This is a genomic window from Micromonospora sp. CNZ309, from assembly GCF_002846525.1.
Map to the genome: position 1 here is coordinate 5,211,166 of NZ_PJNG01000001.1, position 13,214 is coordinate 5,224,379.

16 protein-coding genes are annotated in these 13,214 nt (G+C 74.6%); 9 read left to right on the forward strand and 7 right to left on the reverse strand.

What is annotated here, in order from left to right; genetic code table 11:
• Nucleotides 1–68: 68 nt before the first annotated feature.
• From CLT72_RS22025 to mobA, 3 genes are all read right to left on the reverse strand, one after another.
• A complete protein-coding gene (locus CLT72_RS22025) occupies nucleotides 69–1,175 on the reverse strand; it encodes a T3SS (YopN, CesT) and YbjN peptide-binding chaperone 1 (RefSeq protein ID WP_101413395.1) in 1,107 nt (368 codons plus the stop codon).
• A gap of 80 nt (nucleotides 1,176–1,255) precedes the next feature.
• Nucleotides 1,256–1,522, reverse strand: a complete 267-nt coding sequence (locus CLT72_RS22030; RefSeq protein WP_101415319.1) for a DUF6457 domain-containing protein — start codon at nucleotides 1,520–1,522, stop codon at nucleotides 1,256–1,258.
• Nucleotides 1,519–2,223 carry a molybdenum cofactor guanylyltransferase gene (gene mobA, locus CLT72_RS22035; RefSeq protein ID WP_101413396.1) on the reverse strand — a complete coding sequence of 235 codons (705 nt, stop codon included), beginning with the start codon at nucleotides 2,221–2,223 and terminating at the stop codon, nucleotides 1,519–1,521. The genes CLT72_RS22030 and mobA overlap by 4 nt, the downstream gene beginning before the upstream one ends.
• Before the next feature lie 50 nt (nucleotides 2,224–2,273).
• On the opposite strand from mobA, the gene fdhD reads away from it, so the two are divergent.
• The gene (gene fdhD, locus CLT72_RS22040; protein WP_101413397.1) at nucleotides 2,274–3,128 is read left to right on the forward strand and encodes a formate dehydrogenase accessory sulfurtransferase FdhD; all 855 of its coding nucleotides are present in this window, start codon (nucleotides 2,274–2,276) and stop codon (nucleotides 3,126–3,128) included.
• Nucleotides 3,129–3,267: 139 nt separating this feature from the next.
• Here fdhD and CLT72_RS22045 read toward each other — a convergent pair whose 3' ends face one another.
• Nucleotides 3,268–3,963, reverse strand: coding sequence for a GAP family protein (locus CLT72_RS22045; protein ID WP_101413398.1), 696 nt, complete (start codon nucleotides 3,961–3,963; stop codon nucleotides 3,268–3,270).
• 381 nt (nucleotides 3,964–4,344) lie between these two features.
• Entirely contained in the window at nucleotides 4,345–5,133 is a 789-nt protein-coding gene (locus CLT72_RS22050; RefSeq protein WP_101413399.1) for a class I SAM-dependent methyltransferase, read from the reverse strand.
• A 53-nt stretch (nucleotides 5,134–5,186) separates the two neighbouring features.
• Between CLT72_RS22050 and coaD the strand changes: the two genes are divergently transcribed.
• On the forward strand, nucleotides 5,187–5,633 hold the full coding sequence (gene coaD, locus CLT72_RS22055; protein WP_101413400.1) for a pantetheine-phosphate adenylyltransferase: 447 nt from the start codon (nucleotides 5,187–5,189) through the stop codon (nucleotides 5,631–5,633).
• Between the two features lie 63 nt (nucleotides 5,634–5,696).
• Here coaD and CLT72_RS22060 read toward each other — a convergent pair whose 3' ends face one another.
• Nucleotides 5,697–6,203, reverse strand: a complete 507-nt coding sequence (locus tag CLT72_RS22060) for a VOC family protein (protein ID WP_101413401.1) — start codon at nucleotides 6,201–6,203, stop codon at nucleotides 5,697–5,699.
• 25 nt (nucleotides 6,204–6,228) lie between these two features.
• Between CLT72_RS22060 and CLT72_RS22065 the strand changes: the two genes are divergently transcribed.
• From CLT72_RS22065 to CLT72_RS32380, 3 genes are all read left to right on the forward strand, one after another.
• The gene (locus tag CLT72_RS22065; RefSeq protein WP_486484307.1) at nucleotides 6,229–7,071 is read left to right on the forward strand and encodes a helix-turn-helix domain-containing protein; all 843 of its coding nucleotides are present in this window, start codon (nucleotides 6,229–6,231) and stop codon (nucleotides 7,069–7,071) included.
• Nucleotides 7,072–7,243: 172 nt separating this feature from the next.
• Entirely contained in the window at nucleotides 7,244–8,044 is an 801-nt protein-coding gene (locus CLT72_RS22070; RefSeq protein ID WP_199184620.1) for a serine hydrolase domain-containing protein, read from the forward strand.
• A gap of 90 nt (nucleotides 8,045–8,134) precedes the next feature.
• Nucleotides 8,135–8,416 carry a hypothetical protein gene (locus CLT72_RS32380; RefSeq protein WP_199184621.1) on the forward strand — a complete coding sequence of 94 codons (282 nt, stop codon included), beginning with the start codon at nucleotides 8,135–8,137 and terminating at the stop codon, nucleotides 8,414–8,416.
• A 38-nt stretch (nucleotides 8,417–8,454) separates the two neighbouring features.
• Here the strand turns inward: CLT72_RS32380 and CLT72_RS22075 are convergent, their stop codons facing one another.
• The gene (locus CLT72_RS22075) at nucleotides 8,455–9,495 is read right to left on the reverse strand and encodes a DUF4192 domain-containing protein (RefSeq protein WP_101413402.1); all 1,041 of its coding nucleotides are present in this window, start codon (nucleotides 9,493–9,495) and stop codon (nucleotides 8,455–8,457) included.
• 213 nt (nucleotides 9,496–9,708) lie between these two features.
• On the opposite strand from CLT72_RS22075, the gene CLT72_RS22080 reads away from it, so the two are divergent.
• Genes CLT72_RS22080 through CLT72_RS22095 form a run of 4 tightly spaced genes read left to right on the forward strand, consistent with a single transcriptional unit; the run spans nucleotide 9,709 to nucleotide 13,193 of the window.
• Nucleotides 9,709–10,623, forward strand: coding sequence for a fructosamine kinase family protein (locus CLT72_RS22080; RefSeq protein ID WP_101413403.1), 915 nt, complete (start codon nucleotides 9,709–9,711; stop codon nucleotides 10,621–10,623).
• On the forward strand, nucleotides 10,620–11,633 hold the full coding sequence (gene moaA, locus CLT72_RS22085) for a GTP 3',8-cyclase MoaA (RefSeq protein WP_101413404.1): 1,014 nt from the start codon (nucleotides 10,620–10,622) through the stop codon (nucleotides 11,631–11,633). The genes CLT72_RS22080 and moaA overlap by 4 nt, the downstream gene beginning before the upstream one ends.
• Nucleotides 11,634–11,635: 2 nt before the next feature.
• Complete coding sequence (locus tag CLT72_RS22090; RefSeq protein ID WP_101413405.1) at nucleotides 11,636–11,914, forward strand: MoaD/ThiS family protein; 279 nt, start codon at nucleotides 11,636–11,638, stop codon at nucleotides 11,912–11,914.
• Between the two features lie 13 nt (nucleotides 11,915–11,927).
• A complete protein-coding gene (locus tag CLT72_RS22095) occupies nucleotides 11,928–13,193 on the forward strand; it encodes a metallophosphoesterase (protein WP_101413406.1) in 1,266 nt (421 codons plus the stop codon).
• The last annotated feature ends 21 nt before the right edge of the window (nucleotides 13,194–13,214 follow it).

The following is a 13,214-nucleotide window of genomic DNA, read 5'->3' on the forward strand; positions in this document are numbered from 1 at the left end:
GTTCCGGGCTCCACCCGCCACCACCGGTCCGGGCTCCACCCCGTCGCCCACCGGTGGCGGGGCGTGGATCAGAGGTACATGCCGGTGCGGTGTTCGCCCTGGTCCCGCTTGACGGGCTTGTCGCCCTCGCCGAAGAAGCGCTTGCCGCCGAACTCGCCGTGCAGGCGGTCGTCCAGCTCGTCCGCCAGCCCGGTCATCACCTGGACCGCCAACATGAGGTGGGTGGCCTGGAAGTTGCGGCCGAAGACGGGGATGGACGCCCACACGGTGTCGTCGGCGCAGTAGAGCCGGCCGATCGGCATCCGGTTGGTCAGCTCGGAGAGCTTCACGTAGAGCCGCTCGGTCGGCTCGACCTCGGTGAGCACCGGGGAGAAGACGTCCACCAGCGGCGGGTTGTCCCGGACCCGGACGAAGACCATCGCCGAACCGGCGCGGATGTTGATGTCGCCGTCGGAGTCGACCTGCAACCGGTCCGGCTCCGACTTGAGCATGGTCGAGACGACGGTGCGGACCTGCTCGGCGAGCGCGGCAGTGTCGTGCTCGGGCGCCTGGGCGGCGGCGGCCGCCGCGAGCGCCTCGTCCAGGTCGGCCTCCACGTTGCGGTCGGGGCCGAACTCGCTGCGCGCGGTGCCCAGCGGCTCCACCGGCAGCGCTTCGCCCTCGGCGTCGTGGATGAGATAGACGAGGAAGGCGGGGTGCGGGGCGCCGTAGACGTCGCGCAGCGTGCGGGTGAGCAGGGCCGCCAGCCGGGTGGCCTCGGCGGTGCCGCTGTCCAGCCCGAAGTACTCCCCGGAGCCCGGCACCACGCCGGGCGGCGACCAGCCGAGCGCGATCATGTCCGCCACGGCGGCCCGGTCGAGCCGGTAGCCCTCCGGCAGGGTCGCGTTGCCGACCGCGCGGGCGGCCAACTGGCCCTCCTCGCGCACGTCGATGCTGACCGAGTAGACCGCGTCGCCGGTGCCGGAGGCCGTCGGGTCGAGGGTCAGCTCCACGTGCGTGCCCGTGGGCAGCGCCGCCAACCGCCCGGCCAGCGCGCGGGCGAACTCGTGCCAGGCCTGGGTGACCTTGGCCCGCAGGTCGGCCGTGCTGGGCTCGTCGAGCAGGATCGGCTCGTGGTGCGCCGGCAGGGTGCCGGGCGAGTCGCCGCTCGGCGCCGAGGGGTGGTCTGCCGTCATGATCGCCTCCGTCCGTCAAGGTCACCCTACCCACGGGAAGGGGGAGGCGAATCAGCCCGACCGTGATCGGACAGCGGAGGTCAGGCGGATGTCCCGCCCGGACGCTCGGCGTCGAGCCCCACCGGCCACTGGGCGGCCAGCGCGCTGAGCCGGGCCGCGGCGCCGGCCGGGTCCGCGCCCCGCCCGACCGCGAGCCCGAGAAGGTACGCGCTGACGGGCGCGCCCGGGCGCAGCACCTGGTGCGCCACGTCCTTGGCCAGGTCGAGCACGGCCGGCACCGGCACCTGGGCGGGGTCGAGGTCCAGCTCGGCGCAGGCCGCCGTCACCCAGTCGTCCATGACCGTCATCGCGTCCACTCCTCCGCCCGGCGTACGTCCTCGTCAGTGTCGCAGTCGAACCAGGGCGGCGGGCCACCACCGGCCCACGGCACCTCGCGCACCCGCAGCCCGGCGAGCAGCGCCCTGATCGGTGCCCCGGCCAGCGACGCGACGAAGCTGCCGAGGTGCCCGCCAGCGCGCCCCGCACCCCCGTCGGGGGGCCCGGGGGCGGCCTCATCGGGCCTGGTGGCGACCTCGGCGGGCCTGGCGGGCCTGAGGGCGCGCTCGGTGGCGAGGCGGTCCAGGGCGGCGCGCAGCGGGGCCACCCGCCACACGCCGCAGAGGGTCTGCCGCCGGCCGTCGGCGTCGACGTAGCAGGCGCCGTCGTGGCCGGCGTCGAGGTGGTCGAGCAGCTCCCCGACCGCCGCGCGGGTGAGCAGGGGCAGGTCGGCGGCGAGCAGGGCGACCACCGGCGTACCGGGGTCGAGCAGGGCCAGCCCGGCCGCGGCGGCGGCGACGGGACCGCCGCCCGGCGGATCCTCCCGGGTCAGCCGCACCCCCGCGGGCACCGGTCCGGACGGGCCGACCAGGATGCGCGGCGCGGCGTCGGCGACCGCCGCGAGCACACGCTCCCGCATGGGCAGGCCGCCGACCGTCCGGGCCGGCTTGTCGACGCCCCCCATCCGCCGCGCGGCCCCGCCCGCCAGCACCACCGCCGCGTACGCGTCCACCCGGCCACGGTAGCTGCGCGGCGGCCCGGGCCGGGGTGCAGGATGGCGGGATGGGACGGGCGACTGACCGGCGCGGCGTGCTCCGCATCGACCTCGACGCGGCGACCACCGGCCGCACCTCGGTACGCCGGCAGGACAGCCTGGCCGTGGAGGAACCGCTGGAGATCCGGGTCGGTGCGGCCGGCCCCGGGCGGCGACGGCCGCTCGCGGTGACCATGCGTACGCCCGGCGACGATCTCGACCTGGCGATCGGCTTCCTGCTGACCGAGGGGCTGATCCGCACCGCCGACGACGTACGCACCGCGCAGCTCTGCGCCGGCGCGGAGACACCCAACACGTACAACGTGGTGGACGTGGTGCTGTCGCCCGGCGTGCCCGAACCCGCCGTCGATCCGGCGCGGAACTTCTACACCACCAGCTCCTGCGGGGTGTGCGGCAAGGCGAGCATCGACGCCGTGCGTACCCGATCGGTCTTCGCGGTGGGCGACGACCCGCTGACCGTGCCGGCGGCGGTCCTGACGGCGCTGCCGGACCGGCTGCGCGCGGCGCAGCGCGGCTTCGACCGCACGGGCGGCCTGCACGCGGCGGGTCTGTTCACCGCCGACGGCGACCTGGTGATGCTGCGGGAGGACGTGGGCCGACACAACGCCGTCGACAAGGTGGTCGGCTGGGCGGTCCGCGAGCGGCGGCTACCGCTGGCCGGGCACGTCCTGCTGGTCTCGGGGCGGGCCAGCTTCGAGCTGACCCAGAAGGCGTGGATGGCGGGCGTGCCGTTGCTCGCGGCGGTCTCCGCGCCGAGCACCCTGGCGGTGGAGCTGGCCGAGGAGGCCGGGCTGACCCTGGTCGGCTTCCTGCGCGGCGACGCGATGAACGTCTACGCCCGCCCCGACCGCGTGACCACCTGATCCCCGCGTCGTGTGCAGGGGCTCGGCGCCGGCGGTGTGGTCCTGTCGTCTCGATACCACACAGGCATATTCATGCCCCACAGGTATCAGCGTTCCGGCGGCAGTGGTTCGCCAGGCCTCGTGCCACTGAAATGCGCCCCTAGTCGAACAGCCCCAGCCGGAACGCGGCGTCGCGGGCCAGCAGGAAGCCGGCGATGCCGAGGATCCAGCCGAGCATGCTGCCGGAGGTCCGCATGATCCAGGCGTTGAGCCGGGCCAGCACCGGCTCGATCAGCCTCGGCAGGGTCACCCGGGCCGCCAGCAGCAGCACGGCCGGCAGCACCATGACCAGGCAGTAGCCGGCGAGCAGCCCCACCATCTCGGCCGCGCCGAGACCCGAGGTGGTCAGCAGGCCGACCGCGCCGAGGTACGGCAGCATCGTGGCCACCTCCGCGAGCGCGGCGAGCAGCGCCAGCCCCACCAGCCACCGCGCCGAGGAGTCGCCGGCGGTGGCCCGGTCCCGCCAGCGCAGCACACCTCCGCCGCGCGGACGCCGCTTGCCGTCGTACCGGAAGCTCAGCACGAACAGCCCGACCCCGAGGACGAGTTGGGCCCAGAGCACCGGCCGGTTGTCCATCGCCCCGCCGAGGACGTCGGCCAGCCGGCTGCCACCGAGGGCGAGCAGCAGCCCGACGCCGAAGTAGAAGACGACGATGGTGCCGAGGTAGCCGAGGATCCGGCGGGCGTTGACCGGCCCGGGTGCGAGCAGCAGCCAGACGGGGATGAAGAGCGTGCCGATGCTCGTGCTGTCGACCAGGGCCAGGCCGGCGAGCGTCAGCAGCAGTCCGACGCTCATGCGGTGCTTGCGGTGGGTTGGGGCACGGAACCATTCTGTGCCGGCGTCGTACCCGCCGACTCGCCCCGTGGAACGAACGTCCCCTACATCTTTCGACGGACGCCGTGCCGTCGCTCCGGTAGTGGCGTTCCCGGGGGGGCGGTCCTCCCGGTAGTTGCGTTCCCGGGGGCGGTGCCTTCGGCGGTGGTCAGCGCGGGCGGGCCCAGGCGGTGAAGCGGGCGGTCAGCCCGGCCGGTGTCGTGGCGTGGTCCAGCGCCTTCGCCCCGGCGGCGTGGCGCGCGTTCGTCGCCGAGCTGGCCGAGCGGGCCTGACCAATCGGGGCGCGCTCCGCTGCCGGCGGGGTGTGGCAAGGGGAGGCTGTAGCTGAGAGAGGCGCGGCTCTCAGTCGGGCGTACCGAACTGGAGCCAGACGCGGACCCGCTCGGTGACCTCGTCGCGTCCGCCGAGGGCGTCGCGGACCTCTGCGGCGAACGCGGTCCGGCCTTGCGTGGAGGGCAGCCGATCGGCGGACATTGCGGAGAAGACGCCGCCGACCATGTCATCGACGGTGAGCGGCGCGTCGTACCGCACCGACGTCTCCGCGTACCGGTAGCCGACGCGAACGAGGGCGTCCCGGTTGCGTAGGCGGCCGGCCTCGTCGGTCTGGCAGGTAGCTGTGACGGGGTGCCCGAGCAGCCGTTCCAGGCATTCGCGCAGCGCCCTGGACCAATCGGCGTCCTGGAGCCACAGCGGCGCCCCGTTGGTGACGACGGCGACGCCGCCGCCGGGACGCAGCAGCGGCCGGGCGGCCCTGAACAGCGCGTCGCGGTCCATGAAGTGGATGGCGACGGCGGCGGTCAGCGCGCCGATCGTCCGTTCGCCGAGTAGCCGACCCAGCGCGGGCAGGTCACTGTCGCTGCCGAGCAGCCACGTGGAGTTGACCGTCGCGGCGTCGAGGGCGGCCTGGCGGGCCAGAACCAGCATGTCCGGCTCCGGGTCCACGCCGACGACGGCCCCGACCCGGGCGGCGAGCGGGAGGCTCAACTGGCCGGTGCCGCAGCCGAGGTCGACCACCGTGTCGTCGGCGTCGAGGCCGAACGCTCCGACGAGGGCATCGAGCACCTCGGGCGGGTAACCCCGCCGGTGCCTCGCGTAGTACGTCGCCACCTCACCGCTGAAGCTCGCTCTCATCTCGACAGCCTGCCCGCAGCACGGAGCGGGAGGCGAGCGATTCTGCTCAGGGCATGGCCGACGCCTACAGTCGGGCCATGGGCACCGGCAGAGGCGTGCGAGCGGTCTACCCCGGCAGCTTCGACCCCTTCACTCCCGGGCATCTGAACGTGGTGGACCGGGCACGCCGCCTCTTCGACGAGGTGGTCGTGCTCGTCGCGGTCAACAGCCTCAAGAATCCAGGCACCGACGAAGAGGAGCGAGCGGCTGCGGTCCGTGCCATCCTGCCGGCGGGGTGGACCTCCGTCAGCGTCGCGGCCTGGAGCGGGCTGACCTCCGCCTACTGCCGGCGCCAAGGGGTGGGGGTGATCGTCCGCGGCTTGCGCAACACCACCGACCTTCAGAGCGAGTACCGGCTCGCCGCGATGAACGAGTCGCTCGGTGTCCCCACGGTGTTCCTGCCCGCGCAGCCCGAACTGGCCGCGATGTCGTCGACCGCGGTACGCACGCTGAGGAAGTGACGTTCGTCCACGCGGTCGCAGGCGGCTGGACATCACGCGAGCGGCCGGCGCTGTTGCCCCGTGTCAGCTCGCCTGGTTCTGCTGCTCGGCCCATTCGGCGACCCGTCGCGCGCTCTCCTTCTCGGAGAGGTCCTCCACCCGGGTCATGACCGACCACCGTACGCCGAAGGGGTCCCTGATGCTGGCGAACCGGTCGCCGGACACGAAGGTGGACGGCGCCTCACGGACGACGGCGCCGGCCGCCTCGGCCCGGGCGACGACGGCGTCCACGTCCGGGCAGTAGAGGCCCATCGAGTAGCAGTCCTGGTCCCCTTCGGGTGCCGCGACGAGGCCGTAGTCGGGCATCGGCTCCCCGAGTTGCAGCAGCCCGTGGCCGAAGTCGAGGACGGCGTGGGCCACGGCTCCGCCCATCTCGGTCACGTCGACCACCCGGGCGCCGAAGATGTCCCGGTAGAAGTCGATGGCGCCGCGTGCGTCAGGGATCGCCAGGAAGGGGGTCAGGCTGGTGGCGCCGTGCGGCGTACCGTTCGTGGTGTGCTCACCGTCGGCGGCTCGGCTCGTTGCAGTCATGTGACCGATCGTAGGAATGGCGGGCGTGGGCCGGCTTGAAGATTCGCGCCAGGCGGCCGACCCGGGTGCGGCGAGCCCACGGGGTGTCCTCTACCCGGCGCGGCTGCCCACGTTCGACCGGCTCCCGCCGCCGGACGCGGTGCGGCAGCTGGTGCGGTGGTTCTGGATCCCGGAGTGGCAGATCCAGCCGGGGCGGTCCTCCCGGCAGCAGCTGATCGCCTTTCCCGCCTGCAACCTCGTCGTCGAACCGGACGCGGTCGGCATCTCCGGGCCGACGACCGGCAGTTCGTACCGTGACCTCACCGGTACCGGCTGGGCGGTCGGCGCCCTGCTGCGGCCGGCGGCCGTACCCCATCTCGTCGCGGACCCGGCGGCCCTGCGGGACCGTTACGAGGCCGTGGACCTGCCCGTCCTGCACGAGCGGGTGCACCGCGAGATGACCGGGCCGGGCGAGCGGCAGGCCCGGCACCGCCGGGCCGTCGACGCCTTCGCGGGATGGCTCAGCGAGGCGGTCCCACCGCCGAACGACGAGGCGCTGCTGGCCAACGCGATGGCCGAGGCCATCGACACGGATCCGACGATCCGGACGGTCGAGGATGCCGCCGTACGCGTGCGCCTGTCCGCCCGCTCGTTGCAGCGGCTCGCGGGACGGTACGTCGGGCTGCCGCCGTCGACGATGATCCGTCGGCGTCGGCTACAGGAGGCGGCCGAACGCCTGCGTACCGACCCGGACACGACCCTGGCCGCGGTCGCCGCCGACCTCGGCTACAGCGACCACGCCCACCTCGCCAACGAGTTCCGGTCGGTGCTCGGCCTCTCCCTGAGCGCCTACCGACAGCGGGCCACGCGCGAGGAGGACGGGGTGTGACAGGACGTCGCCGGACCTGGTCTGCCGCCCGGCCACGCTCGCCTGCCACGTCGGTGTCGCCGAGGTCGGGCCGCCGCCACGGATGACCGGGTTCTCCCCGGTCGTCCGATCCGGGTGCGCCAGGGGAATCTCCCCGATGCCCGGCCGGCACCGGGAGACAAGGCTCGACGTCATGACAATCATGAACGGCCGGACCGCCCTCGTCGCGACGGCGCTCGCCACCGTGCTGACCGTCGTGGCCCCCGGCGCGGTCACCGCCGCACCCCCGGCCCGCTCCGCCGCCGACTGCCGCCCCGGCACCCTCGACCCCGGCCCACTCCGACAGGCGATCGCCGGATTACCCAACTCCGACGCCACCAGCGCCCAGGTCCGGATCATCACCCCGGACGGCTGCTGGACCGGCGCCACCGGTGTCCGGGACCTGCGCAGTCAGGCCGCCGTGCCGCCGCACGCACGCTTCCGGATCGGCAGCGTCACCAAGGTCTTCACCGCCGCGCTGGTGCTGCAACTGGTCGCCGAGGGCCGCATCGACCTAGCCGATTCGGTGCAGCGTCACCTGCCCGGGCTGCTGCCCGCCGATTACCCGACCGTCACCGTCCGCCAACTGCTCGACCACACCAACGGCATCCCCAGCCCGACCATGCCGGACGGCATCGAGTGGCAGCTCGCGCACCGGTACGACAGGTGGACCCCGGAGCAGATCGTGCGACTCGGCCTGCGCAACCCCAGGCAGTTCGAACCCGGGACGAAGCAGCACTACACCAACATGGGCTACATCGTCGCCGGCCTGCTGGTGGAGAAGGTCACCGGCCACGCGTACGCGCGGGAGCTGGACCGGCGGATCGCCCGCCCGCTCCGCCTGCGGGACACGTACGCCCCCGGCGACGACCCGCGCATCCTCGGTCCGCACGCACACGGATACCAGGCCGTCGTACGCGACGGAGCCACCGAGCTGGTGGACGCCACGACCTAGAGCCAGACCTTCACCCCGGCCTCCGGCAACGTCATCTCCAGCCTCGCCGACCTCGACACTTTCGTCACCGCGCTCTTCGCCGGCCGGGTCGTGCCGCCGGCCCAGCTGGCCGAGATGTTCACCCTGCCCGCCGTCCCCGACGTCTCCGGTGGTCCGGCCCGCTACAGCGCCGGGCTCACCGCGTTCCCGCTGCCCGGAGGCGAAGTCCTGTGGATCAAGACGGGCTCCCGGTTCGGCTACCTGACCGGCGTGGCGTCCACCCGCGACGGCCGGTTCCGGACGCAGTACTCGATCACCGGGACCGACGCCAAGGGTGAGGAGCTCAGCCGCACCGCTCAGGCCGTCATCGGCGCCGCGCTCGGGATGCTCTGACGGGAGTCGGCGCCGCGCTCGGGACGCTCTGGCGGGAGTCAGCGGGGGCCACGTCGGCGGCGTCGGCGGCGTAGCACCCCGGGCGTTCCCACCGCCGGCCAGCCGTCCAGCTCCGACGGCGGCACGCCCCGGCGCAGCAGGTCGTCGAGGAGCAACGCCATCGAGTGGCCGGGGTGCTCGGCCAGGGCCCGTTCCAGGGCCACGGCCGCCAGCGCACCCTGCCCCGCCCGCCAGGCCGCGAACGCCAGCAGCGCGGCCGGCACGGCGATCAGCTCCGGCTCGGCCCGGCGCAGCACGTCGGTCCAGAGGGCGATGTCCTCGTCCCGTCCGTCGGTGCGCTCCCAGGCGTGGTCGCGTACCGGCACGTGGGTCAGCAGCACGCTCAGCCAGGCGACCTCGTCGTCGCTGAGGCGCTGCCCCCGCCGCTGCCGGCGCAGCGCGGATCGTACGGCCGCCGTCCCCGCCGCGCGGACCGCCCGCCCGCCGCGCGGGTCGGTCGTGGGCTCCCGGTCGAGCAGGGCGGCGAGGCGTCGCTCGGCGCGGGCGGTGGCCCGGCGTACGGCCGAACGGGCCTGACCGGTCACCGGGGCGACCTGCGCGACCAGGGCGGCGCGGTCGGGCAGCGCGACCTGGCCGGCGAAGACGGCCGCCGCGCTGACCTCGCTCGCGCCGGCGTCGTAGGGGGTGCCGTCGGGCGGGCAGCACGCCGGCTCTGTGCAGAGGTACGACCAGTAGCGGCCCTCGGTGACGCGCAGGGCGTCGAGCACGGGGAGCCCGGCGGTGGTGAGCGCGGCGCGCACGGCGTCGACCGCCGGGGTGACCAGCGGCGCCGGACCGTAGCCGAGGACCGTGGCGGTCTCGGCGTGCTGCCGGGCGACGACGCCGGCGAGGTGGCCGGCGGGGTCCCGCGGGTCGGCGAGGTCAGGCAGGTCCGCGCGGGCGGCGAAGGTGATCCGGCGGCCCCGCATCGCCACCACGACGACGCTGTCGGTCGGGTGGAAGCCGAGCAGGAAGGGCACGGCGGCGATGAGGTCGGCGGGGGAACGGACGGCGAGTCGGGGGCGGTCGGTCGGGGTCATGGCTGGCAGCCTGCGGCGGGGGCGGGGCGGCCGCTGGCCCCTGTGGACGACACGCGGGTTGTCCACAGACACGGAGAGTATCTATGCAGCTCAAGCCAATTCTCGTCCTGCAAACGCCAGCCCCGGCGGGCACGCCGCGCACCGAGCCCCGAGGGCAGGCGACATCGTGCGGCCGGCACCCGTACGGCCGGCGGGAGGGGTTACCTTGCCCAGATGGATCTGGCGTACCTGCGGGCGCACCCGGAGCACCTGCCGACCTTCCTGACCCACCAGCGGATCCGGGAGACGCCCGTCGCCGGCGGCGACATCTGCGCCGCGTCCCGGCTCACGCTGGACGACGGGCACTCGGTCTTCGCCAAGACCTGGCCGGAGACCGCCGGAGGACCGGTGCCCGAGGGCTTCTTCGCCGCCGAGGCCGCCGGCCTGCGGTGGCTGCGCGAGGCCGGGACGGTCGCCGTACCGGAGGTGGTCGTGGCGCTGCCCGGGCTGCTCGCGCTGGAGTGGATCGAGCCCGGCGAGCCCACACCCGAGGCGGCCGAGCGGTTCGGTCGCGAGCTGGCGGCCCTGCATCGGGCCGGCGCGCCCGCGTTCGGGGCCGACTGGGCCGGCTTCGTCGGGTCCCTCCCGCAGGACAACAGGCCGGACGACGGCCCCTGGTCGCGCTGGTTCGCCCGGTGCCGGCTGCTGCCCCACCTGCGCCGTGCGGTGGCCGGCGGCGGGCTCACCGACGTCGAGGCCGTGCTGGTCGAGCAGGTCGTCGAGCGGATCGGCGAGTTCGGCGGGGACGAGCCGCCGGCCCGGGTCCACGGCGACCTCTGGCCGGGCAACGCGCTCTGGGGCGCGGACGACCGGGTCTGGCTGGTCGACCCGGCGGCGCACGGCGGGCACCGGGAGACCGACCTGGCTCAGCTGGCTCTCTTCGGGGGCGCGCCGCACCTCGACCGGATCCTCGCCGCGTACGCGCAGGAGTGGCCGCTGGCCGACGGGTGGCGGGAGCGGGTGCCGCTGCACCAGCTCCACCTGATGCTGGTGCACGCCGCCCTGTTCGGTGGGGCGTACCGCGATGCGGTCGCCCGTACCGCCCGGTCGGCGCTGGCCGGGCTCGGGCGCGCTACCGTCGACGGGTGACCGCCGCCCCGCCGACCGCCGGCGTCCTCGCCGACCGGTACGGCCGCGTCGCCCGGGACCTGCGCGTCTCCCTGACCGACAAGTGCAACCTGCGCTGCACCTACTGCATGCCGGCCGAGGGGCTGGCCTGGCTGCCCGGCCCGCAACTGCTCGGCGACGACGAGATCGCCCGGCTGGTCGGGGTCGCGGTGCGCCTGCTCGGCGTGACCGAGGTGCGGTTCACCGGCGGGGAGCCGCTGATCCGGCCCGGTCTCGTCGGCATCGTGGCCGCCGTGGCGGCGCTGGAGCCGCGCCCCCGGATCTCGCTGACGACCAACGGCATCGGGCTGGACCGGCTCGCCCCCGCGCTGCGCGCCGCCGGGCTGGACCGGGTGAACGTCTCGCTGGACACCCTGGATGCGGAGCGGTTCGCCCGGCTGACCCGGCGCCCCCGCCTGTCGGACGTGCTCGCCGGGCTGGCCGGGGCCGCCGCCGCCGGACTCACCCCCGTCAAGATCAATTCGGTGCTGATGCGCGGCATCAACGACGACGAGGCGCCACTGCTGCTCCGCTTCGCCCTCGCGCACGGCTACGAGCTGCGGTTCATCGAGCAGATGCCGCTGGACGCCCAGCACGGTTGGAACCGCGACACCATGATCACCGCTGACGAGATCCTGGCCTCCCTGCGCGGGGAGTTCGACCTGACCCCCGACCCGGCGGAGCGCGGCGCGGCGCCGGCCGAGACCTGGCTGGTCGGCGGCGGCCCCGCCCGGGTCGGCGTGATCGCCAGCGTCACCCGGCCGTTCTGCGGCGACTGCGACCGCACCCGGCTCACCGCCGACGGGCAGGTCCGCGCCTGCCTCTTCGCCACCGAGGAGTCCGACCTGCGCGGCGCCCTGCGGGCCGGAGCGGACGACGACGAGCTGGCCCGGCGCTGGCGCACCGCGATGTGGGGAAAACGGGCCGGGCACGGCATCGACGACCCTGCCTTCCTCCAGCCCGCCCGGCCGATGTCCGCGATCGGAGGCTGACCGTGGCAGAACACGCCGGGGCGGCCGGCGCCGGGGCACCGGTGACCGTCCGCTACTTCGCCGGGGCGCGGGCCGCCGCCGGTCGGTCCGAGGAGACCGCATCCGGCGGCCGGTCCCTGGACGAACTCCTCGTCGAGTTGACCGAACGGCACGGCGAACGGCTCGCCGCCGTGCTGAAGGTGGCGAGTTTCCTCGTCGACGGCGTGACCTGTCATGATCGGCGGGCACCGCTACCGGCCGGGGCCACCATCGACGTCCTGCCGCCCTTCGCGGGCGGCTGAGGGAGGCGCACACATGCTGGCGGCACTGGCGTTCGTCGCCACCATAGGGCTGGTCACCGGCCTGATCCACCTCTACCTGTGGAAGCGCCTGGTGCGGGACACCACCACCCCGGGGCGCTGGCGGCGGATCGGCGGAATCACCGCCCTGGTGCTCGCGCTGCTCGTACCGGCGACCATGGTCGGCACCCAGGCGGGCCTCTACTGGCTCGCGTGGCCGGGCTACCTCTGGCTCGCCGTCATGTTCTACCTGCTCGTCCTGCTCGTGGCGCTGGAAGTGCCGATGGCGGTGACGAAGCTCGTGCTGCGTCGCCAGGTCGCCGCCGCGGAACCCACCGCCGCCGCGCCCGAGCCCGCCATGGTCGCCGCCGCGCCCGAGCCCTCCACGGTGGGCACGGCGGCCGACCCGCCGGCCGCCGCCGCCGTCGGGCAGCCCGACCACGACCCGGCCCGCCGGTTGCTGCTCGCCCGTGGGGCGGCGATCTTCGCCGGGCTCACGGCGACCGGTCTCACGGGGTACGGCATCCGCACCGCCCTCGGCCCGCCGCAGCTCGACCGGGTGCAGATCCCGCTGGCCAAGCTCCCCCGCAGCATGGACGGCCTGCGGATCGCCACCGTCTCCGACATCCACCTCGGCCCGCTGCGCGGCCGGGCGCACACCGAGCGGATCGTCGCCGCGATCAACCGCCTGGACGCCGACATCGTCGCCGTCGTCGGCGACCTGGTCGACGGCTCGGTCGCGGAGCTGGGCGAGGCCGCCGAGCCGCTGCGCAGGCTGCGGTCCCGGCACGGCAGCTACTTCGTCACCGGCAACCACGAGTACTACTCGGGCGTCGAGGAGTGGGTCCAGGAGCTGGACCGCCTCGGCCTGCGGGTCATGCAGAACGAGCGGACGGAGATCCAGGCCCGGGGCGGCGTACTCGACCTGGCCGGGGTGAACGACGTCACGGCCGCCGGCACCGGCCTGGCCGCTCCGGCGGACTACGCGGCGGCGCTCGGCGACCGCGACCCGAACCGCCCCGTGGTGCTGCTCGCCCACCAGCCGGTGGCGGCGGTCGAGGCGGCGAAGTTCGGCGTCGACCTCCAGCTCTCCGGGCACACCCACGGCGGCCAGATGGTCCCGTTCAACCTGCTGGTGAAGCTCCAGCAGCCGGTGGTCTCCGGCCTGGGCGAGGTCGACGGCACCAAGGTCTACGTCACCAACGGCGCCGGCTTCTGGGGCCCGCCGGTGCGCGTCGGCGCCGAACCCCAGATCACCCTGGTGGAGCTGCGCTCCCGCTGACCCATAGCGCGGGCGGCCGGC